This is a genomic window from Agarivorans sp. TSD2052, assembly GCF_023238625.1.
Lineage (GTDB): Bacteria > Pseudomonadota > Gammaproteobacteria > Enterobacterales > Celerinatantimonadaceae > Agarivorans.
Window position 1 is genome coordinate 3,789,976 of sequence record NZ_CP096670.1, and the last position, 21,275, is coordinate 3,811,250.

General features: G+C 44.6%; 28 protein-coding genes. 13 read left to right on the top strand and 15 right to left on the bottom strand.

Features of this window, described 5'->3' with window-relative positions; all coding sequences use genetic code 11:
* The first annotated feature begins 1 nt into the window (after position 1).
* Complete coding sequence (locus tag M0C34_RS17220) at positions 2 to 592, top strand: phosphoheptose isomerase (protein ID WP_248712901.1); 591 nt, start codon at positions 2 to 4, stop codon at positions 590 to 592.
* A 3-nt stretch (positions 593 to 595) separates the two neighbouring features.
* A complete protein-coding gene (gene dolP / locus M0C34_RS17225) occupies positions 596 to 1,168 on the top strand; it encodes a division/outer membrane stress-associated lipid-binding lipoprotein (protein ID WP_248712902.1) in 573 nt (190 codons plus the stop codon).
* 48 nt (positions 1,169 to 1,216) lie between these two features.
* On the opposite strand, the gene M0C34_RS17230 is transcribed toward dolP, so the two are convergent.
* The 8 genes from M0C34_RS17230 to zapE form a co-directional block, all read right to left on the bottom strand.
* Complete coding sequence (locus M0C34_RS17230; protein WP_248712903.1) at positions 1,217 to 1,624, bottom strand: ClpXP protease specificity-enhancing factor; 408 nt, start codon at positions 1,622 to 1,624, stop codon at positions 1,217 to 1,219.
* An 11-nt stretch (positions 1,625 to 1,635) separates the two neighbouring features.
* On the bottom strand, positions 1,636 to 2,271 hold the full coding sequence (sspA, locus tag M0C34_RS17235) for a stringent starvation protein SspA (protein ID WP_248712904.1): 636 nt from the start codon (positions 2,269 to 2,271) through the stop codon (positions 1,636 to 1,638).
* A gap of 86 nt (positions 2,272 to 2,357) precedes the next feature.
* Positions 2,358 to 3,092, bottom strand: coding sequence for a cytochrome c1 (locus tag M0C34_RS17240; RefSeq protein ID WP_248715662.1), 735 nt, complete (start codon positions 3,090 to 3,092; stop codon positions 2,358 to 2,360).
* On the bottom strand, positions 3,092 to 4,303 hold the full coding sequence (locus M0C34_RS17245; RefSeq protein WP_248712905.1) for a cytochrome b: 1,212 nt from the start codon (positions 4,301 to 4,303) through the stop codon (positions 3,092 to 3,094). Before M0C34_RS17245 ends, M0C34_RS17240 begins: the two co-directional genes overlap by 1 nt.
* A gap of 1 nt (position 4,304) precedes the next feature.
* Positions 4,305 to 4,895 (bottom strand): ubiquinol-cytochrome c reductase iron-sulfur subunit, encoded by a 591-nt coding sequence (gene petA, locus M0C34_RS17250; protein ID WP_248712906.1) that lies wholly within the window; start codon positions 4,893 to 4,895, stop codon positions 4,305 to 4,307.
* 243 nt (positions 4,896 to 5,138) lie between these two features.
* Positions 5,139 to 5,531: a 30S ribosomal protein S9 gene (gene rpsI / locus M0C34_RS17255; protein WP_248712907.1), complete on the bottom strand. Its 393-nt coding sequence runs from the start codon at positions 5,529 to 5,531 to the stop codon at positions 5,139 to 5,141.
* A gap of 17 nt (positions 5,532 to 5,548) precedes the next feature.
* Positions 5,549 to 5,977, bottom strand: a complete 429-nt coding sequence (gene rplM, locus M0C34_RS17260; RefSeq protein ID WP_248712908.1) for a 50S ribosomal protein L13 — start codon at positions 5,975 to 5,977, stop codon at positions 5,549 to 5,551.
* Positions 5,978 to 6,169: 192 nt separating this feature from the next.
* Positions 6,170 to 7,285: a cell division protein ZapE gene (zapE, locus tag M0C34_RS17265; RefSeq protein WP_248712909.1), complete on the bottom strand. Its 1,116-nt coding sequence runs from the start codon at positions 7,283 to 7,285 to the stop codon at positions 6,170 to 6,172.
* 107 nt (positions 7,286 to 7,392) lie between these two features.
* Here zapE and M0C34_RS17270 point away from each other — a divergent pair, with 107 nt between their 5' ends.
* The 3 genes from M0C34_RS17270 (at position 7,393) to degS (ending at position 10,435) form a co-directional block, all read left to right on the top strand.
* Entirely contained in the window at positions 7,393 to 7,797 is a 405-nt protein-coding gene (locus tag M0C34_RS17270) for a Z-ring associated ZapG family protein (RefSeq protein ID WP_248712910.1), read from the top strand.
* A 78-nt stretch (positions 7,798 to 7,875) separates the two neighbouring features.
* Entirely contained in the window at positions 7,876 to 9,243 is a 1,368-nt protein-coding gene (locus M0C34_RS17275) for a Do family serine endopeptidase (protein ID WP_248712911.1), read from the top strand.
* Between the two features lie 97 nt (positions 9,244 to 9,340).
* Positions 9,341 to 10,435, top strand: coding sequence for an outer membrane-stress sensor serine endopeptidase DegS (degS, locus tag M0C34_RS17280; protein WP_248712912.1), 1,095 nt, complete (start codon positions 9,341 to 9,343; stop codon positions 10,433 to 10,435).
* On the opposite strand, the gene murA is transcribed toward degS, so the two are convergent.
* From murA to M0C34_RS17315, 7 genes are read right to left on the bottom strand one after another with little or no spacing between them, the layout of a single operon-like run.
* Positions 10,419 to 11,684, bottom strand: coding sequence for a UDP-N-acetylglucosamine 1-carboxyvinyltransferase (gene murA / locus M0C34_RS17285; protein WP_248712913.1), 1,266 nt, complete (start codon positions 11,682 to 11,684; stop codon positions 10,419 to 10,421). The two genes, degS and murA, sit on opposite strands and share 17 nt — an antisense overlap.
* A gap of 11 nt (positions 11,685 to 11,695) precedes the next feature.
* On the bottom strand, positions 11,696 to 11,950 hold the full coding sequence (locus tag M0C34_RS17290; protein ID WP_248712914.1) for a BolA family protein: 255 nt from the start codon (positions 11,948 to 11,950) through the stop codon (positions 11,696 to 11,698).
* A gap of 22 nt (positions 11,951 to 11,972) precedes the next feature.
* A complete protein-coding gene (locus tag M0C34_RS17295) occupies positions 11,973 to 12,251 on the bottom strand; it encodes an STAS domain-containing protein (protein ID WP_248712915.1) in 279 nt (92 codons plus the stop codon).
* Positions 12,248 to 12,895 (bottom strand): MlaC/ttg2D family ABC transporter substrate-binding protein, encoded by a 648-nt coding sequence (locus tag M0C34_RS17300; RefSeq protein ID WP_248712916.1) that lies wholly within the window; start codon positions 12,893 to 12,895, stop codon positions 12,248 to 12,250. The genes M0C34_RS17295 and M0C34_RS17300 overlap by 4 nt, the downstream gene beginning before the upstream one ends.
* Entirely contained in the window at positions 12,892 to 13,359 is a 468-nt protein-coding gene (gene mlaD, locus M0C34_RS17305) for an outer membrane lipid asymmetry maintenance protein MlaD (RefSeq protein ID WP_248712917.1), read from the bottom strand. The genes M0C34_RS17300 and mlaD overlap by 4 nt, the downstream gene beginning before the upstream one ends.
* A gap of 14 nt (positions 13,360 to 13,373) precedes the next feature.
* Positions 13,374 to 14,150, bottom strand: a complete 777-nt coding sequence (gene mlaE / locus M0C34_RS17310; RefSeq protein WP_248712918.1) for a lipid asymmetry maintenance ABC transporter permease subunit MlaE — start codon at positions 14,148 to 14,150, stop codon at positions 13,374 to 13,376.
* On the bottom strand, positions 14,143 to 14,946 hold the full coding sequence (locus M0C34_RS17315; protein WP_248712919.1) for an ATP-binding cassette domain-containing protein: 804 nt from the start codon (positions 14,944 to 14,946) through the stop codon (positions 14,143 to 14,145). The genes mlaE and M0C34_RS17315 overlap by 8 nt, the downstream gene beginning before the upstream one ends.
* Positions 14,947 to 15,093: 147 nt before the next feature.
* Here M0C34_RS17315 and M0C34_RS17320 point away from each other — a divergent pair, with 147 nt between their 5' ends.
* The 8 genes from M0C34_RS17320 to hpf are packed head-to-tail and all read left to right on the top strand — an operon-like array spanning position 15,094 to position 21,270.
* Positions 15,094 to 16,062, top strand: coding sequence for a calcium/sodium antiporter (locus M0C34_RS17320; protein ID WP_248712920.1), 969 nt, complete (start codon positions 15,094 to 15,096; stop codon positions 16,060 to 16,062).
* A gap of 45 nt (positions 16,063 to 16,107) precedes the next feature.
* Positions 16,108 to 17,073: a KpsF/GutQ family sugar-phosphate isomerase gene (locus M0C34_RS17325; RefSeq protein ID WP_248712921.1), complete on the top strand. Its 966-nt coding sequence runs from the start codon at positions 16,108 to 16,110 to the stop codon at positions 17,071 to 17,073.
* Positions 17,073 to 17,624, top strand: coding sequence for a 3-deoxy-manno-octulosonate-8-phosphatase KdsC (gene kdsC, locus M0C34_RS17330; protein WP_248712922.1), 552 nt, complete (start codon positions 17,073 to 17,075; stop codon positions 17,622 to 17,624). Before M0C34_RS17325 ends, kdsC begins: the two co-directional genes overlap by 1 nt.
* On the top strand, positions 17,621 to 18,178 hold the full coding sequence (gene lptC, locus M0C34_RS17335; protein WP_248712923.1) for an LPS export ABC transporter periplasmic protein LptC: 558 nt from the start codon (positions 17,621 to 17,623) through the stop codon (positions 18,176 to 18,178). Before kdsC ends, lptC begins: the two co-directional genes overlap by 4 nt.
* Before the next feature lie 10 nt (positions 18,179 to 18,188).
* Complete coding sequence (lptA, locus tag M0C34_RS17340; RefSeq protein WP_248712924.1) at positions 18,189 to 18,686, top strand: lipopolysaccharide transport periplasmic protein LptA; 498 nt, start codon at positions 18,189 to 18,191, stop codon at positions 18,684 to 18,686.
* Positions 18,683 to 19,408 (top strand): LPS export ABC transporter ATP-binding protein, encoded by a 726-nt coding sequence (lptB, locus tag M0C34_RS17345; protein WP_248712925.1) that lies wholly within the window; start codon positions 18,683 to 18,685, stop codon positions 19,406 to 19,408. Before lptA ends, lptB begins: the two co-directional genes overlap by 4 nt.
* A 50-nt stretch (positions 19,409 to 19,458) precedes the next feature.
* Positions 19,459 to 20,958 carry an RNA polymerase factor sigma-54 gene (locus M0C34_RS17350; protein ID WP_248712926.1) on the top strand — a complete coding sequence of 500 codons (1,500 nt, stop codon included), beginning with the start codon at positions 19,459 to 19,461 and terminating at the stop codon, positions 20,956 to 20,958.
* A 24-nt stretch (positions 20,959 to 20,982) separates the two neighbouring features.
* Positions 20,983 to 21,270, top strand: coding sequence for a ribosome hibernation promoting factor (gene hpf / locus M0C34_RS17355; protein WP_248712927.1), 288 nt, complete (start codon positions 20,983 to 20,985; stop codon positions 21,268 to 21,270).
* Positions 21,271 to 21,275: the final 5 nt, after the last annotated feature.

The following is a 21,275-nucleotide window of genomic DNA, read 5'->3' on the forward strand; positions in this document are numbered from 1 at the left end:
AATGCAAGAACGTATAAAAGAGATATTTAGAGAGAGTATTCAAACTAAGATTGCTGCTGCAGAAGCACTGCCAGACACCATTGAAAAAGCGACCATCATTATTGCCCATACTTTATTAAATGGTAACAAGCTCTTGATCGCCGGTAACGGTGCTGCAGCAGCGCAAGCCCAGCAGTTTGCGGCCAATCTGGTAAATAGATTTGATACAGAGCGCCCAAGCTTACCCGCCTTAGCCTTAAGCACTGATACTTCGGTACTGTCGGCTATCGCCAATGATTACTCTTTTGACGAAATTTTTGCCAAACAGATTCGAGCCTTGGGGCAGCAAGGTGACGTATTAGTTGCGCTATCTGATTCTGGTAATTGCCGTAATGTTATCAAAGCCATGGAGGCGGCGGTAAATAGAGATATGAATATTATCGCGCTTACGGGTAAAGACGGTGGCGAAATGGCAGGTTTACTCAGTGAGCAAGATGTAGAAATTAGAGTTCCCGCAGAACAGAGTATAAGGATCAATGAGGTTCACCTCTTGGCTTTAAACTGTTTATGTGACCTAGTAGATCGTACCTTATTCCCACAACAAGAGGATTAATAGATGTTACGAGTAATCACAGTGATTGCGATAGCGGGAATACTACAAGCCTGTGCAGGGGCTGTAGTGGTGGGTGCAGGTGTTGCCGCTGGAGCTGCCACAGATCGCCGCTCTATTGGCACTCAATTCGATGATCAAACCATAGAGCTGCAAGTATTAAATGCCTTGGGGAAAGACGAACAATTATGGCGAAACAGTAAGCTTTCAGTGGTGGCATTAAATGGGCGAGTATTAGTGGTAGGTCAAAGCCCCGATGAGAGTAGCGTGAATAAAATTACCCAAATAGTCAGGGAACAAGAAGGGGTTACTCAGGTATTAAATGAAGTAAGAGCAAAGCCGCCTGTCTCGCTTGGCGTTCGTAGCAATGATTCTTGGATCACCACCAAAATAAAGTTCAAAATTTATGAAGACAGCAGCCTTCCCCCAGGAAAAATCAAGGTGATTACCGAAGACAGTGAAGTGTTCTTAATTGGATTAGTAACAGCAGAAGAACAAAAGCGCGCGATTGATATAGCCAGACATGAAACGGGCGTGAGTAAGGTCATAAAAGTGTTTGAAGTGATCGAAAACAGCTAGCCCGACGAGCAATCACAAGAAATAAAAAAAGCGCCTAAGGCGCTTTTTTTATTTAACAATAGTTAACGTCGGCTTCTTCGCCACTTCGGCGGAAGGCGATTCAACTATCTTGTCGTCGCTCTCAACGGGCTCAATGGCTTCATAAGCGGCTTCTGGCTCAAATGCTGTGCCAGCGCCGTTCTCACGAGCATATATCGCAATCACAGCAGCCATGGGTACATACACCTGAAATGGTTTACCACCAAAGCGCGCATTAAAGCCCACGTGGTGTAAGTCCATATCAAATGAAACTACGGCCGACGGCGCTATATTAAGCACAATTTGCCCATCATTAACAAATTGACTAGGTACTGTGACGTTGGCTTGTGTCGCATCAACCACTAAATGCGGAGTCAGCTCGTTATCGAGTAACCAGTCAAAAAAGGCCCGTAAAAGATAAGGCCGATTTGGGCTCATTTCGCTACTCATTAACCTAGAAATCCGTCGCGAATTTCACGTTCAGCGTCAGTTAATGATGCTTGGAAAGACTCACGATCAAAAACACGAATCATGTAAGATTTAATCTCTTTAGCGCCAGTACCTTCAAGCTCAATGCCTAAAGTAGGCAAGCGCCACAATAGTGGAGCAAGATAACAATCTACTAAGCTAAACTCTTCACTCATAAAGTAAGGCATTTCAACAAACACCGGAGCAATGCTTAACAAGCTCTCAGTGAGTTGCTTACGCGCAGCTTCGGCATTGTCGCCTTTCTCGATTTGCGCCACCAGTGTATACCAGTCATTTTTAATTCGATGCATCATCAAACGACTAGAGCCACGCGATACCGGGTAAACAGGCATTAGTGGTGGGTGTGGGAAACGCTCATCTAAGTACTCCATAATGATCTGTGATTGGTATAACACCAATTCGCGATCCACTAAGGTAGGTACCGAGCTATACGGATTCAGGTCAATCAAATCTTCCGGCAAATTGTCCGGATCAACGAGGTTAATCTCTACGCTGACGCCTTTCTCAGCCAAAACGATACGTACCTGATGACTATATAAGTCGTTAGCACCAGAGTATAACGTCATTACCGAACGCTTGTTGGCAGCTACAGCCATTGAACCCTCCAAAAACCATCAAAAATAAAAACACAAACGGCAACAGCATAACTGCTATTGCCGATAAACAATTACTAGCTTAGTACTTAGTGTACGTCGCGCCAGTATTCTTTCTTCAGTAGATAACTAATAATGAAGAAGATAAATAAGAAACCCATTACCCAATAACCAAGGCGTTTACGCTCTAGCTGAATAGGTTCCGCAGCATAAACCAAGAAGTTAACAAGGTCCAAAACTGCGTGGTCAAACTCATCATCACTCATCTCTCCGCTGCCATCAGACTCGATACCAACGTAGATGTGTTGTTCTTCACCATCAATCATTCTTGTTTCGTAAACCGCGTTTGGCACACCCTGTAGTTCTTGCAATACATGTGGCATACCAACACTTGGGAACACTTTATTGTTCACTCCAAATGGACGGGCTTCATCAACATAAAATGAACGTAGATAAGTATAGATCCAATCTGCTCCACGAACTCGTGCAACCAAGGTTAAATCTGGTGCTGGTGCACCAAACCATTTGGCGGCGTCATCTTCCTGAATGGCATTTTCCATCAATTCGCCCGGTTTTACTCCGGTGAAAATCAAGTTTTGTTCCATTAAGTCCAGAGGAATACTTAAATCTTCCGCTACGCGGTTGTAACGCTGGTACTGAGTACTATGACAACCAAAGCAGTAGTTCATGAATAACATGGCACCGTTTTGCAACGAAGCCTTGTCGCGTAGATCATAATTCGCTTTATCTAAGTGTACATTACCACCAGCGGCCATAGTCAAACTAGGAAGCAGCAGCATCAATGCAATAAATACTGTTCTCATCATTTGGTCACCCTTTCTGGAACTGGCTTAGTTTTCTCGTTCTTACTGTAAATCCATAGTAAGAGGAAGTAACCAAAGTACCCAACGGTTGTGATACGTGCTACCCAAGTTAGCAGCGTTGTTGAAGGCAAAGCGCCTAAAATACCCAAAATAATGAAGCAAATTACAAACTGAGCAATATTCAGTTTATGAATGGTGCTACGATAACGAATCGACTTAACCTTACAGCGGTCTAACCATGGCAGCACAAATAGCACTGCAATAGAAAGCCCCATCATGGCTACACCCATTAGTTTATCCGGCACGGCACGTAAAATTGCGTAGAACGGAGTGAAATACCACACTGGCGCAATATGTTCAGGTGTCTTCAGCGGGTTAGCCGCTTCAAAGTTTGGCGCTTCAAGGAAGTAACCACCACCATCAGGGAAGAAGAACATCACCCAACAGAAGAAGAATAAGAAGCCAACAATTGCCGCCAAATCTTTAACAGTGAAGTAAGGGTGGAATGGAATACCATCTTTCGGCCAACCATTCTCATCTTTGTTTGCTTTAATCTCGATACCGTCAGGGTTGTTAGAGCCCACTTCGTGTAAGGCCACGATATGCAAGAATACCAACATCACCAACACTAATGGTAAAGCGATGACGTGCAAAGCAAAGAAGCGATTAAGTGTTGCCCCAGAGATAACGTAGTCACCACGGATCCACAGGGTTAAATCGTCACCGATTACCGGTATCGCACCAAACAGCGAAATAATCACCTGTGCGCCCCAGTAAGACATTTGCCCCCAAGGGAGTAGATATCCCATGAAAGCTTCGGCCATCAATACCAAGAAAATCAACATTCCGAACAGCCACAGCAGTTCGCGAGGTTTCTGATAAGAGCCGTAAATTAGGCCTCGGTACATGTGCAAATACACCACCACAAAGAAGGCTGACGCCCCAGTGGAATGCATGTAACGCAACAGCCAGCCATATTCCACATCACGCATGATGTATTCAACAGAGGCAAATGCACCATCACCTGAAGGGTTGTAATTCATGGTTAGCCAAATACCCGTTAGTATTTGGTTAACTAAAACAACCATGGCGATGAAGCCAAAAATATACCAAAAGTTAAAATTCTTTGGTGTTGGGTACTGACCAACATGTTTATTGTAGGTCTTAGTTAAGGGGATCCGTTCATCGATCCAACCGATAAGTGCTTTCATCTTAAGCCTCTCCCTTATCCATGCCAACCAAAATGGTGGTTTCATCAACATAGTGATGCGGAGGAACAACCAAATTTAGAGGCGCAGGTACGCTTTGGAATACTCGACCAGCCATATCAAATTTTGAACCATGACAAGGACAGAAGAATCCATATTCAACGCCTTGCACTTGTTCACCAAAACTACCTGGTAAATAAGTCGGCGAACACCCTAAGTGAGTACACAAACCAACACCGATAAATAGCTCAGGTTTAATCGAGCGATGTTCGTTGGTGGTGTATTCCGGTTGTTGAGGCTCCTCAGAGTTAGGATCTCGTAACTGGTCACCAATAGTGCCTAAGTTATCGAGAACCGCTTGAGGACGGTTTACCACCCAAACAGGTTTTCCGCGCCATTCAACACGAAGTAATTGTCCAGGTTCTATTTTGCTAATATCCACTTCTACTGGTGCTCCGGCAGCTTTTGCTTTGGCACTAGGGTTCCATGAACTGATAAAAGGTACTGCGGCAAACGTTGCTCCTACACCACCGACAACAGCTGTTGTCCAGGTAAGGAAGCGACGGCGGCCAGCATCGACAGGAGCGTTGCTCATCCAATGTCTCTCCGGTAAGGATCCGCGCAATTATTGTAATTTTCCTTGCGGCATGCTGCACAAGGTAGCGTTTTTCTGCTACAGGTTGCGTTTACTTGCTACTACATAATTGCAGATAAATGCGAACAAAATAGTAATAAAAAACACACAAATTGACAAGGGAAATCAAGGATTTTAACCTTTCAGAATGAAGAAAAGCCCGGCATAGCCGAGCTTTTTGGTAACACGTAAGTGTATTTGCAATTAACGTTTCGAGAATTGCGGCTTACGACGTGCTTTACGTAGACCAACTTTCTTACGTTCAACTTTACGAGCATCACGTGTAACAAAGCCAGCTTTACGAAGTTCAGGACGTAGACTTTCGTCATATTCCATCAACGCACGAGTGATACCATGACGGATAGCACCAGCTTGACCAGTTGTACCACCACCTTTAACGGTAACTAGCAAGTCAACTTTACCTAACAATTCTGTTAGTTCAAGTGGTTGACGAACTACCATACGAGCAGTTTCACGGCCAAAGTAAACTTCCAAAGTGCGGTTGTTTACAGTGATGTTACCACTACCTGCTTTCATGAATACGCGAGCAGTAGAGCTTTTGCGACGGCCAGTGCCGTAGTATTGATTCTCAGCCATTATTAAAATTCCGTAACTTAAATGTCTAATACTTGTGGTTGCTGAGCCGCATGAGTGTGCTCAGGTCCAGCGAATACTTTCAGTTTACGGAACATTGCACGGCCTAGAGGACCTTTTGGCAACATACCTTTCACTGCAGACTGGATAACACGCTCAGGTGCTTTCTCGAGTAACTTTTCAAAGCTAATCGATTTCAAACCACCAGGGTAACCAGTGTGCGAGTGGTAAATTTTACCTTTCGCTTTGTTGCCTGTTACGGCTACTTTCTCAGCGTTGATCACGACGATGTAATCGCCAGTATCTACGTGAGGAGTATATTCAGCTTTATGCTTACCGCGTAGGCGAGAAGCGATTTCAGTTGCGATACGACCCAGAGTTTTACCATCTGCATCAACAACATACCAGTCGCGTTTTACGCTGTCTGGCTTGGCTACAAAAGTTTTCATTTGTATATATAACCCAAAATAACTGTTACACACGTGTTTGTGAAAATCACAAACGTGAAAATAGCCACTCATGGTATCCCTTCGAATACGGAGTAGACTTGATTGTTAGTGCCACCAAATCGGTGACATGTAACGTGGGGTGGCAAGATTATAGGGGAAGTACAAAAAAAAACCACCTTTTATTGCTTTTATTTAAGGTAAATGCTCTCTTTCAAGGTATTCATGTGATTGCATCTCTTGTAAGCGCGATAAACAACGTTCAAATTCAAAGTCTAAGCGCCCACCTTGATACAAGTCTAATAAAGGCACCGCTGCGGCAATAATTAAGGTTACGTTACGCTCGTAGAATTCATCGACCAATGCAATAAATCGACGGGCTGCGTCATCATTGGTCGCCCCCATGGCCACTACCCCCGACAGCAACACAGTATGGTAGAGCTTTGCCAGTTCGATGTAGTCAAGTTGGCTACGCGCGCCCTCGCAGAGCTCGGCAAACTCGAGGTGTAAAACACTATCAGCTTCATTAACAAAACTAATCATTCGTTGATTAATTTCGATTTGACCAAGTTGTTGTCTGGGTTCATTAGATAATTGCAAAAAATATTGAGCGAGGTTTTTCTCCGCTTGTTGATCTAAGGGGTAATGATAAATCTCTGCCTCATTGAGGGTGCGCATCCGATAATCATTACCACCATCAACATTAATAACCTGACAATGCTGTTGAATCAGTTTAATGGTGGGTAGAAAACGTTGCCTCTGTAAGCCATTTCGATAAAGATCTTCAGGAGGAATATTTGAAGTGGCGACCAATGTTACTCCTCGCTCAAACAAGGCTTCAAATAACCTACCTAATAACATCGCATCGGTGATGTCCGACACAAAGAATTCATCGAAGCAAATAACTTCGGCTTCGGCAAACAAGCGCTCAGCAACGATCAATAAGGGGTCACTTTGCCCATCAAGAGTTTTTAACTCTGAATGAACTCGCTGCATAAATCGATGAAAATGCACGCGCATTTTTCGTTCACCAGTTAAACAGCTAAAAAACGTATCCATAAGATACGTTTTTCCACGCCCCACTCCGCCCCACATATACAAGCCTTGAACGGACTGAGTTGAAGGTGGCGTTGTTTTGCCAAAACGCTGTTTTAATGCAGAAAAAAATGACGTTTCAGCTACAGGAGGCAGCGGCTTTTGCGACAGTTGTTCAAACACGACTTGTAGCTGGCTTACAGCGAAAGCTTGGGCACTGTCGTGTACAAAATCACTTTTTTGAAGATCTTGCTGATATTGTTGCTGTGGATTCATCCTTTCCCTATTCCCAAAACCCGCTAAAATAACACCAAAATTGATAGTACCATGTGAACGCTTTCTCAAGTATATTGAAAGTTCATCAAGACCAACAAAGGATTAATATGAGCGCAATTAGCAGTATGATTTTTCTTCTTATTGGTGTCGCCATTGGCTTTTTTCTTAGCCGCATGGCATCAAAGCCAGTTGGCAGCGATGCAAATATGAAGCAAGAGTTACAACAAAACAAAGCCGAATTAGATAGCTACAAAGAACAAGTTCAAGAGCACTTTGCCACCAGCGCACAATTACTCGAAGATATGGCCAAGCAGTACCAAGGTATTTATGAGCATATGGCTAGCCAATCGAAATCTCTAATCAGTGATGACACCGCTCAGCCTCAGCTGTTTGCTGACTACCAAGAGAAACTAGAGTTAGACGAAACGGTTGAATCTAAAGATGCCCAGCCAAAGGACTACTCTAACGAACCTTCTGGTTTATTTACCGAAGCCCAGCGTAAAGCTAGCTAAATCATTGAACTATTTTACCTAAACAGGGTCTTTAAGATCCTGTTTTTATATTGATATTTGTTTATTGAGGGTATCTAAATGAGCATTTCTGCTAACAAATTTGTTATTTTGTTGTTTTCATTTTTCCTTGGCATTAACACCTTTCAGGCCCATGCCGCACTACCAATGTCTGTCGCTGGCGAAGATTTGCCTACATTGGCACCAGTACTTGAACGAGCTACTCCTGCGGTGGTGAATATTTCAGTGGCAGGAACCAAAGTGTCACAACAACAAATACCAGAATTATTTAAGTACTTTTTCGGCCAAGAAGGCGCACCCGATGGCTCCTCTCAGGAAAGACCTTTCCAAGGTTTAGGTTCTGGGGTGGTAGTTGACGCTAACAAAGGCTACGTCATCACTAACTATCACGTGATTCATGAAGCCGATGAGATAGTGGTAACTCTAAAAGATGGCCGAACGTTTGAAGCTGAAGTACTAGGAAGTGACCGCCATACCGACATCGCCTTATTACAAATAGAAGCCGAAGACTTGGTTGATATCAAACTATCAGACTCAGATAACTTACGTGTAGGCGACTTCGCGATTGCCATTGGTAACCCATTTGGCCTAGGCCAAACAGTGACGTCAGGCATTGTCAGCGCCTTAGGCCGTAGCGGTTTAAATATCGAGAACTTAGAAAACTTCATTCAAACTGATGCGGCGATTAACAGCGGAAACTCTGGCGGTGCCTTGATCAATTTGAACGGGGAACTCATCGGCATCAACACCGCTATCATTGCGCCAAATGGCGGTAATATTGGTATTGGTTTTGCGATTCCTAGCAACATGGTGCGCAACTTAGCCGAGCAAATTATCGAGTTTGGTGAAGTACGCCGCGGCGTATTGGGCGTGACAGGTGGCGAACTAAATAGCGATTTAGCTAAAGCCTTCGGCACCGACTCACAACACGGCGCGTTTGTTAATCAAGTCATGCAAAAATCGGCAGCCGATCAAGCAGGCATAAAACCAGGGGATATTATTGTCTCGGTTGATGATAAGCCGGTGAAGAGCTTTGCTGAATTACGCGCCAAAATAGGCACCATGGGGGCAGGTAAAACCATTAAGTTGGGCGCCATTCGAGATGGCAAACCAATCAGCTTTAAGGTGACCTTACAGCAAGCAGAAGAGCAAAATATTAATGCCAAGGTAATGCACCCAGCGTTAGAGGGGGCAAGCTTGAGCTCAACAGCCAAAGGCGCTGAACTAGCTGGCGTAATTGTCAACAAGGTTCAACGAAACTCGAAAGCGGCAAATAATGGTTTCGAAGAGGGTGATATCATTATTGGTATCAACAAAGTGAGAATTGCTAGCATCGCCGATTTACGTGAGCTGCTAGAAACCAAACCCCGCGTTTTAGCTGTCAATATTCAACGCGGCGACGAAAACCTCTACCGCATCATTCAGTAAACGAGATTTTGAACCACAAAGGCGACTTATATAGTCGCCTTTTCTTTTGTCTCCAGAATGCCCGTGTTATGCTGATAGCCTAGCTGGAGAAGAATAATTGTTATCTATAATCAAGTATTTACTCAAGCCCGCTATCTTCGGTTTAGCGATGGCAATTGGGATATTATTTGCTTTCCCCGAATTTAGGGAAAACAGTAAGCAACTATTAGACGACTATACTGAGACGCCTCTGGTTAGCTATGCGCAAGCGTCAAGGCGGGCAGCTCCTGCCGTAGTAAACATCTATACCCGCAGCTTTCTACAATCCTATGTTAACGTAGACACCCAATTAGAATCTCAGGGCTTGGGTTCTGGGGTGATCATGTCTAATCAAGGCTTTGTACTAACTAACCTGCACGTTATTGCCAACTCAGACCAAATCGTTATCGCTTTACAAGATGGTCGTATCTTTAATGCTGAATTAGTCGGTGGAGACATGATCACTGATTTAGCGGTACTCAAAATCGATGGCTCACCTGATCTACCAGTGATTCCACAAAATGACCAACTAAGCACTCAAGTCGGTGACGTGGTTTTGGCTATCGGTAACCCTTATAACGTTGGCCAAACCATTACCCAGGGGATTATTAGTGCCGCTGGGCGTAGTGGCATGAGTTCGACAGGGCGACAAGATTTTCTACAAACCGACGCGGCGATTAATCGCGGAAACTCAGGGGGGGCTTTAGTCAATACTCGCGGTGAGTTAGTCGGAATCAATACCTCGGCCTATCATCTAAATGATGCCACTGATACCTATGGCATTAGTTTCGCTATCCCTTTTGTATTAGCCAAGAAAATTATGCTGAGTTTAATCAAGGATGGCACCATCGTTCGGGGTTACTTGGGGTTAGACGGACAAAAAATTACCCCTATCTTGGCTTCTCGGCTTAAATTGAACGAAACCCATGGTGTGATCGTCAGTGGCTTGGATCCAAATGGGCCAGCCGGCAAAGCTGGGATTAAAGCTAACGACATATTGGTAAGCATTGCAGGGGAAGAAATTTCATCGATTAAGGAAGCCATGGATATTGTTGCAGAAACGCGTCCAGGCAGTGAAATAATGGTGAGTTTATATAGAAACGGGCAGCTACTTCAGCTACCCGTTACCGTTACCGAACTAAAATTACCCACTCGACCTACGAGTGGTCGTTAAAGCGAGTGATTTTTGCGCCTAGCTGAGCAAATTTAGTTTCAATGTTTTGATAGCCTCGGTCGATATGGTAAATCCGGTCTACCACGGTTTCACCCTCAGCGACTAAAGCTGCAATCACCAAGCTGGCAGAGGCTCTTAAATCCGTTGCCATTACCTGTGCACCAGTTAAGTGCTCTGAATGCTTACAAATGGCTGTATTGCCCTCTAGTTCTATTTCTGCGCCCATACGCATCAATTCAGGCACATGCATAAAACGGTTTTCAAAAATCGTCTCTGTTACGTGGCCAGTGCCTTCTGCCACGATGTTTAATACCGTGAACTGGGCCTGCATATCAGTAGGGAAAGCTGGATGCGGTGCCGTTTTAACATTCACCGCTTTTAGTTGGCAACCTTGCATGTCTACTTCAATCCAGTCGACACCCGTATTTACCTTGGCGCCAGCTTCTTCAAGTTTAGACAATACCGACTCCATGAGCTTAGGGTCAGTATGAGTACAACGCACTTTACCACCCGTTGCCGCAGCGCCGACCAGATAAGTGCCCGTTTCAATGCGGTCTGGTAAAACACTATATTCGCCACTGTGTAAGTTTTCTACACCCTTGATGACGATAGTATCACTACCAGCCCCTTGAATATCTGCGCCCAAGGTATTTAGGAAGTCGGCTAAATCGACCACTTCAGGTTCACGGGCAGCATTTTCAATGATGGTTTCACCTTCAGCTAAGGCTGCCGCCATCATTAAGTTTTCGGTGCCGGTTACGCTGACCATATCCATAAAGATACGCGCGCCTTTAAGGCGTCCGTCTACGCGGGCTTTAACATAACCATCTTCCACACTCATATTGGCTTGCATCAACTCTAAACCATGAATGTGTAGGTTTACAGGTCGTGCGCCAATGGCACAACCACCAGGTAACGATACGTCGGCTTCGCCGTAGCGAGCAACCAAGGGACCAAGCGCCATGATAGACGCACGCATGGTTTTTACTAGCTCGTAAGGGGCAACAAAGTCATTGGCTTTACCCGCTTTAACGATCACCGTTTCACCGTCTACTTCAACTTCTCGGCCTAGATGCTCCAACATTTTGCAAGTAGTACCAATATCTCTTAGTTGAGGCACGTTATGCAGGGTGACCTGTTCTTCACATAACAAAGTCGCGAATAAGATCGGCAGGGCCGCATTTTTCGCTCCAGAGATCACCACTTCGCCTTCTAGACGACAGCCGCCTTCAATTCTAAACTTATCCACAACAACTCCTACTACAGTTGGCCAAATTTTTGTTGTTTTTGCCATTCATCAGGAGTGAAAGCCTTGATCCCTAAAGCGTGAATTTCATTACTCGCAATGTATTCTTTTAATGGTGCATATACCGCTTGCTGTTTCTTAACGCGCGACAGATCCGTAAACATTGCACCAACAGCAACAACCTGAAAGTGATTACCTTCGCCCGTTACTTGCACATGCTCTAGCTCAAGCGCTTGCATTAATAATTGTTCAATTTGTTCTGGTTGCATGATTACGCTCCGGCAAAGTGCTTTATTCTTCAAATGTCAGCAAGGGCTCAAGCTCATAGAGCTTAAACAATTGCTTGGCTTGATCCGTGCAATGCTTAATCGCTAAAGGATTGCTAGGTTCAGGTTTTAAGGCGGTGATGATAGCGGCTATTCCTGCAGAGTCAATCCGCTTTAAATTTACTAGGTCGAGGCAATCGGCTTCACAAGCACTTAACTGCTCCCAATTGGCGGCGACTTGAACCGCCGTCCAATCACCATTGAGTCGTAAAGTTTGCTGGTCAAATTGAATGGTCTGACTCATGAATTGCTCTCGGCAAGGCTAATGTTTTTTTCTTCTAGTAGAGTAATAACCCCATCTATTCCGTTGGCGCGAATCAAACTATCGAATTCGGATTGCTTAGTCGATAGCAAACTGACGCCCTCGGCAACGAGATCATAAGCCAGCCAACGGTCTTCATTTTTCAGCTTTCTAAACTTAAACTCCAACTTGATGGGCGGACGTTCTCCATCAATAAACTGCGCCTTTACGCCAATTTTCGTTCTGCCTTCAATCGACTTTACAGGCTCTATAGTAACTTCTTGCTGTTTGTATTGACTCAAAGCTTGAGTATAAGTGCTTACTAAATACTCTTGAAAAGCATCGACAAATCGTGCGCGTTGTTGTTTATTGGTTTTTTTGATTTGTTTACCCAGCACAACAAAGGCGGCATAACGATAGTCAATATGTGGCATTAATTGCTGACGAACCACATCTTCAATCTGGCTCGCCGCGTCTTCAGCGTCTCTGTCTACTTTGGCTAAGCGACTGAATGTTTGCTCAGCAACATAGCTCATTAAGCGATAGGGATTTTGGTTTATCTCAGTAGTTTCGTCGGCCACGGCTACTGCCACGACAAATAAACCGAGTAAGCCGACCAATACACCACTTATTGCTCGCATCATCATTTCTCCGTTACTGAAAATAGAAATTGTCCTATCAACTCTTCTAGTACTAACGCAGATTTTGTATCTTCGATCAGGTCACCATCGTTCAAATTTTCAATATCTTCCATGACAAATCCAGGAGTAAGCCCAATGTATTGCTCTCCTAATAAGCCAGCAGTAAGAATCGATAATGAACTGGTTTCTGGGTAATACCCGTATTTTCGATTCATGCTTAAAGTCACCTTCGGCATGTAATCCTCAACATCAAGGTTAATCGCTTCAACCCTTCCTACAACTACTCCGCCCACTTTGACTGGAGAACGCGCTTTTAAACCGCCGATATTGTCGAACTTGGCATACAAGGTATAACTATCAGTATTGTTTCCAAACTGACTATCAGCAATTTTCAACGACAATACCAATAAGGCCGCAATGCCCAACAATACAAACAGCCCTACCGACAATTCTATTTTATTTACTTTCATGTTAATCCCTAAACCTAATTGCCGAACATCAATGCGGTTAATATAAAATCTAAAGCCAATACCAATAAGGAGGCATGTACTACGCTGCGGGTAGTGGCTTGACTAATGCCTTGTGCGCTAGGTACCGCATCATAGCCATTAAACAAAGCGACCCAGACCACGGTAATGGCAAAAACAGCACTCTTAATCATGCCATTGCCGATATCCTGGCCAAATTCAATGGATGCCGCGGTAATCGACCAGAAACTACCGTTATCAACCCCTAGCCATTCAACCCCAACCAGAAAGCCTCCCCATATCCCCACTAAATTAAACATCAAGGTTAATAGTGGCATAGCGATAAACCCTGCCCATAAGCGAGGAGCAATAACCCTTTTAAGAGGGTCAACCGCCATCATTTCCATGCTAGACAGTTGTTCTGTAGTTTTCATCAAGCCAATTTCAGCCGTTAGCGCTGACCCAGCCCTACCAGCAAATAACAATGCTGTAACTACCGGTCCCAGCTCTCTGAGTAGAGACAAAGCCACCATGGGGCCAAGGCTAGTTTCAGCCCCGAAATCGACCAGTATATGATAGCCCTGCAGGGCTAAAACCATGCCGATGAATAAACCAGAAACTAAAATTATCGGTAATGATTGAACGCCAACCACATAAGTTTGACGAATCGTATCTTTCAGCAACTGTTTGCTTGGCCAAGCGACCAAAGCATGCCACAGCATTAAGCTGGCTCGGCCAATTGCCGACAAGCGCAATAGAGTATTTCGGCCTAACAAAGCAATCTGTTCAATCATTATGATGCCTTAGCGCTTGAGCATAGTCTTCGGCGGGATAGTGAAATGCCACGGGCCCATCCGCTTGTCCCTTTAAGAATTGAGCTAAACGAGGATTAGGGTTGGCTGCGATTTGCTCTACGCTACCCTCGGCTAGCACACTATGGCCATCTACGATAAACACATAGTCGGCGATGCTTAATACTTCGTTAACATCATGAGATACAATTACTGAGGTAAGGTTTAAGCTTTGATTTAGGCCTTTAATTAAGTTGATCAGCACCCCCATCGAAATAGGGTCTTGGCCAACAAAGGGTTCATCATAGAGAATAATTTCCGGTTCTAAGGCTATCGCCCGAGCCAAAGCAACCCGTCGAGCCATGCCTCCAGATAAGTCACTAGGCATCAATTGCGCTGTACCACGCAAACCCACGGTTTGCAGCTTCATCAACACCAAATTACGCAATACAGCTTCTGGTAACTGAGTGTGCTCGCGTAACGGAAAAGCGACATTTTCAAACACCGTCAGATCGCTAAATAACGCGCCACTTTGAAATAGCATGCCGATCCGTTTACGTAGTTTGAACAATCCACTGCGGTTAAGCTGGTGAACGTTTTGATGGTCTATCAGCACTTCACCTGCACTCGGTTGCAGCTGCCCGCCAATAAGCTTGAGCAGGGTTGTTTTACCTATACCACTAGGCCCCATGATGGCGGTGATTTTGCCGGCTTGGATACGCAAGTTTAAGCCATCAAAGATAACTTTGTCGCCGCGCTGAAACGCCAGTTGTTTTACTTCAATCAAACTATCCGCCACTCCGTGAGCAATCTTGATCGGCTAAGGGGGACATATTATTGAGATAATTGGTGACACTCAAGGTTAAACTCTTCCAATTTGCTAGGAAAATGCCGACAATGCCACGGTTTTGTCTGTTTCGTCGTAATTATCGCGCAAAGGAAGCACATGCTTATTGAATTTTTATTATTGATTGTTGGCCTCGTTATCTTAGTATGGAGTGCCGACCGTTTTGTTTTTGGCGCTGCAGCCATTGCCAATAACTTTGGCCTACCACCAATGATCATTGGCCTTACCATTGTTGCTTTAGGCTCGTCTGCGCCGGAGATAATGGTGTCGGCGACAGCGGCTCTTGAAGGCAAGATGAATACAGCGGTGGGTAATGTTATCGGCTCTAATATTACCAACATTACGTTAGTATTAGGAATTACCGCCTTATTAAAACCACTCATGGTGTCTTCCTCTATTTTATTCAGAGAGTTGCCGCTGGTATTAGCCGCTACCGCCATCGCGGGTTGGGTACTCAATGACCTATATTTAGGTTATGCAGAAGGTACCGTGCTACTGGGCTTCTTTATCGCAATGATGGCTTTTTTGATTATCTCTGCACTGCGCCAACGCAAAGGCGCCAAAGTAGACCCTATAATTGAGGAAGCTGAATCGGAAGTGCCCAGTGACGTGCCAACCAAAAAAGCCCTAATGTGGTTAATTGTCGGTATGGTATTACTGCCGCTCAGCGCTGATCTTTTAGTTAATTCGGCTTCAGAAATTGCCCGTTATTTTGGTATGAGCGATCTGGTAATCGGCTTAACGATTATCGCTGTAGGTACTAGCCTGCCTGAACTGGCAGCCTGTATTGCAGGTGTCATGAAGAAAGAGGATGACCTCGTTCTTGGCAATATCATTGGTTCTAACTTGTTTAACATTTTAGCCGTGTTGGCAGTACCCGCGATGCTAGCGCCAGGTGAAGTAGATGCTCACGCTGCTGGCCGAGACTTCTACGTGATGATGGGCGTAACCGTAGTGTTATTTATTATGGCCATGGGGTTTGGCAAAAGTCGCCGTATATCACGCTGGGAAGGCGGCTTATTGTGTAGCGGCTTCATAGGCTACCAAATGCTATTATTCTTAGGGTAAACCCTACCTTTTTTATCACTTAAGCCTTACTTATAGGGGAATGGCGTGTCATTTGATTATATTGCTTCAGCTAAACAAGTTCTTGATATAGAAATTTTGGGTATTCAAAACCTTCACCAGTACCTTGAACAAGATTTTAGCCAAGCTTGTGAGCTCATTTTAGCTTGTAAGGGAAAAGTGATTTTGACGGGCATGGGAAAATCTGGACATATTGCCAATAAGATAGCCGCGACGTTAGCGTCTACTGGCACCCCAGCCTTTTTTGTTCATCCTGGAGAAGCGTGCCACGGCGACTTAGGAATGATTTCGGCTGACGATATTGTTATAGCGCTATCTAACTCTGGCGAATCAGCAGAGATATTGGCACTTTATCCCGTCTTTAATCGTATTGGTGTTCGCTCCATTGCCATGACCAGTAACCCGCAGTCAACAATGGCAAAACTTGCCAACTTCCACCTATGTATCTCGGTGCCTCGTGAAGCTTGCCCGCTAGGCTTAGCCCCCACAGCTAGTTCCACCGCAACCTTAGTAATGGGCGATGCATTGGCGGTAGCCTTGTTAGAAGCCAGAGGCTTTACTGCAGAAGATTTCGCCTTGTCTCACCCAGGGGGCACTCTTGGTAAAAAATTATTGCTCAGTGTCAGCGACTTAATGCTAAGAGGGGAACAAATTCCCTCAGTGACAGTCGAACAAACTATTCGCGAAGCCTTATTTGAGATCACCGCGAAAGGCTTAGGTATGGTAGGCGTGGTTGACCAACAGCAACACTTAGTCGGTATTTTCACCGACGGGGACTTGCGCCGTATCTTAGATCAACGGGTTGATATTCACGACACGCAAATTGGTCAAGTCATGACCCACAACCCCAAAGTCATTGAAAGTGATTGGTTGGCATTTGATGCACTAAAATTAATGAAACAAACCTCTATTAATGGCTTGTTCGTGCTTAAACAACAAAAAGTAGTGGGTGCATTTAACATGCATACTTTATTACAGGCAGGAGTTTATTAGTGAGCGAAACCACACCTTACGGTTCAGTGAGCCAACAAAATTTTGACCGCGCCAAAACCATAACCTTGCTAATTTGCGATGTTGATGGGGTATTTTCAGATGGCAGAATTTATATGGGCAATGACGGTGAAGAGCTAAAAGCTTTTCATACTCACGACGGTTTTGGCATAAAAGCCTTACTCAATATTGGGGTTGAGATTGCCATTATCACAGGCCGCCAATCCAAAATTGTCGAGCAGCGTATGCAAGCGCTAGGTATTCGCCATATTTACCAAGGCCAGCAAGACAAGATGGTGGCTTATCAGCAAATGCTTGAGCAACTAAAGATAAGTGCTAACGAAGTTGCCTATATCGGCGACGACGTGGTTGATACTCCAGTGATGCTCGCATGCGCCTTAGGCGTGGCAGTTCAAGATGCTCACCCTTTGTGCAAGCAAGCGGCCGACTATATTACCGTGACACCGGGCGGATATGGCGCAGTTCGTGAGCTTTGTGATCTAATTTTGCAGGCAAAAGGTCAGCTAGAGAATGCCCAAGGCATGAGTGTATGAACAAGCCTACTTGGTTTTTCGGACTGCTATTTGTTGTTGCCATCGTGCTTTGGCAACTCAGCCCCTCAGAGGACGAGCAAGTAGCCGCCAAGCGAGAAGCCAGTAAACCTAATTTTGTTGCCGAGCAGCTATACAGCATTAGCTTTGGTGAAGATGGTGCGCCACGTTATCGCATCTACGCTGAACAGATGGAGTTTTTTGAGCAACTAAAACATACCACCTTCTCTAAACCGAAAATTTTGGTTTACCCAGACCCAGCACAACCCATATGGCAAATTGTAGCCGATCACGCTACAGTACTGCAGCAGCAAACTGTCACCTTAAATGACAATGTAGTGATCAAAAATTTGAGTCGTGGCGAGTATGTTCGCGACCTAATTACCGAAAGATTGGAAATCGATCTGCAAAGTGAAACCATGAGCAGCGATCAACCTGTTACCGTTTATGGCCCCTCATACGAATTGTATGGTGTTGGCATGGATGGTGATTTAGCCAACGAAATAGTGACTTTATTAGATGATATCGAAGCGGTTTACCATAACCCACAAGAGTAAATTAGGCCTATTGGCCAGTTTGTTATTTCTGTCTTGGGGAGTTCAAGCACTTGAAGACGACTTCAATAAGCAGATTATTGTTGATGCCGACCGCCAACAGGTCAATATTAAAGAAAACCGAGTCACGTTTTACAGCAATGTGATCGTCACTCAGGGCTCGATTAAAATGCATGCTGCAGAATTAAGCGTGATCGGCAGTGAAGACAAAGGCAGCGAAGTCATGATCGCCAAGGGCGAACCGGCTACTTTTTATCAACTGCTAGATAGCGGTAAACCTATCGAGGCGGAAGCGAACGAGGTTCGCTATGATCTTAAAACCCAAACACTGACCCTCACGCAAAATGCTCAGTTAAAACAAGAAGAGAGCTTAGTGAAAGGGCAAATGATCAAATACAGCATCGATAAGCAAGAAATGGTAGCCCAAGGCGATGAAAATAGTCGTGTCACTACCATATTTCTGCCGAAACAACTTGAAGAGATTTCACCGAAGAGTAAACCGCAAGAATGAGTACCCTAATTGCTGAAAACCTAGCGAAAAGCTATAAAGGTCGCAAGGTTGTCAAGAATGTAAGCTTACACGTTGAAACGGGTAAAATCGTCGGCTTACTCGGCCCAAATGGTGCGGGTAAAACCACTACTTTTTATATGGTTGTTGGCTTAGTACCTCGCGACCAAGGCCGCATACTAATTGATGACGATGACCTGTCTAGCACGGCGATGCATACTCGAGCCCGTAAAGGCATTGGTTACTTACCACAAGAAGCATCGATTTTTCGTCGTTTATCTGTAGAAAAGAATATTCTCGCGGTTCTCGAAACACGTAAAGACCTTGATAAAGAGCAACAAAATGGAGCGCTTGACGACTTATTAGAAGAGTTCCATATTGGCCATATTCGCAAAAATTTGGGTATGAGTTTGTCGGGTGGAGAACGTCGCCGAGTAGAAATAGCACGAGCCTTGGCAGCTGCACCAAAGTTTATTTTGCTTGACGAACCCTTCGCTGGAGTAGATCCTATTTCAGTGATTGATATTAAAAAAATTATCGAACACCTGCGCGATAGAGGCCTTGGAGTACTGATTACCGATCACAATGTGAGAGAAACCCTCGATGTTTGTGAGCATGCCTATATCGTTAGCCAAGGCGAATTGATAGCCTCAGGGAAGCCCAAAGAGATACTTGAAAATGAACATGTGAAACGAGTTTATCTCGGCGAGCAATTCAAGCTATAGTTAAAGTGTATCTAGAAAAATATAATAAGAAGAAGGAACAGCGGTAATTAATGAAAGCATCTTTGCAGTTGCGTCTTGGTCAGCAATTAACCATGACACCTCAGTTACAACAGGCCATACGCTTACTTCAGCTATCAACGCTGGATTTACAGCAAGAGATTCAAGAGGCACTGGAAAGTAACCCACTTCTTGAGGCGGATGAGTCGCAGCCAAGCGACAGTGACTCAGTTGAAAAGTCGGCCAACGAAAGAAGTGATGAGGCGGAAAACAGCCAGCCTGAAGTTGACTCTAGCCAAATTGAAGCCGGTGATGCCATTTCCCAAGACACGGTTGCTGAAGACCTACCCGTTGATTCAACATGGGATGATATATATAGCGCCAGTTCTGGCCCTGCGAGTTCAGGCTCTGCTAGTGGCGGCGAAGACAACGACATGTTGTTTCAAGGCGAAACCGTCGACTCCTTACAAGACCATCTATTGTGGCAAATGCGTTTAACTCCCTTTAGTGAAGTAGATCAAGCCATCGCATTAGCGATTATTGATGCGGTTGATAACTCAGGTTACCTCACTCAAGACTGTGACCAACTACTTGAAGGCTTACGCTCCAGTGATAATAACGCACTAGATGTAGAATTAGACGAAGTAGAAGCGGTGCTAAAACGTATTCAACATTTTGACCCCGTCGGCATTGCTGCTCGCTCCTTACAAGAGTGTTTAATGATTCAATTAAGTCGTTTTGCTGAAGAAACACCTTGGTTGAAAGAAGCCAGAGAGGTCGTATCAAATCATATCGACGTATTGGCCAACCGGGATTTTCGTTTATTAGCTCGCAAAACCAAACTCAAAGAAGAACAGCTACGCGAAGTAATGCGTTTAATCCACACCCTTGAGCCACGCCCCGGCAATGCGGTAGAACCGAATCAAGCGCAGTATGTAATTCCCGACGTATCCGTTATAAAACGCCAGGGCCGCTGGGTAGTAGAATTAAACCCGGATGCCATGCCTAAACTACGAGTCAATTCTCACTATGCGTCTTTGAGCAAAACGTCAAATGCTACCGATACTCAATTCATTCGCAGCCACCTACAAGAAGCGAAATGGTTCATAAAAAGTATTGAGAGCCGTAACGAAACCTTATTAAAAGTATCCAACTGTATCGTTCACCACCAACAAGCATTTTTTGAATATGGTGCTGAAGCAATGAAACCAATGGTGTTGAACGATGTGGCTGAAGCAGTAGAAATGCATGAATCGACCATTTCTCGGGTGACAACCCAAAAATTTATGCATACTCCCCGCGGAATTTTCGAATTAAAGTATTTTTTCTCTAGCCACGTGGCTACAGACGGAGGTGGGGAATGCTCATCTACCGCGATTCGCGCACTCATTAAGAAACTGGTTGCTGCCGAAAATACCAACAAACCACTCAGTGATAGCAAGATAGCTGACATTTTGGCAGATCAGGGGATCAAGGTGGCGAGGCGCACGATAGCAAAATATCGTGAGTCTTTAGCGATTCCACCTTCTAACCAACGTAAAAGCCTTATATAACGGCCACAAAAGGGGACAAGATATATGCAAATTAATCTTACTGGACACCATGTAGAAATTACTGAATCACTAAAAGAATATGTCCACACTAAGTTTGCCAAACTGCAACGACGTTTTGAACAAATCAACAATGTTCACGTCATCCTCAACGTAGAAAAGCTCAATCAAATTGCCGAAGCTACCTTGCACCTTAATGGCGGAGAGCTGTTTGCCACTGCAGAGCACTCTGATATGTATGCCGCCATTGATAGCCTCATTGATAAACTTGACCGCCAAGTTATTAAACACAAAGAAAAATTAAACAGACATTAGCCAAA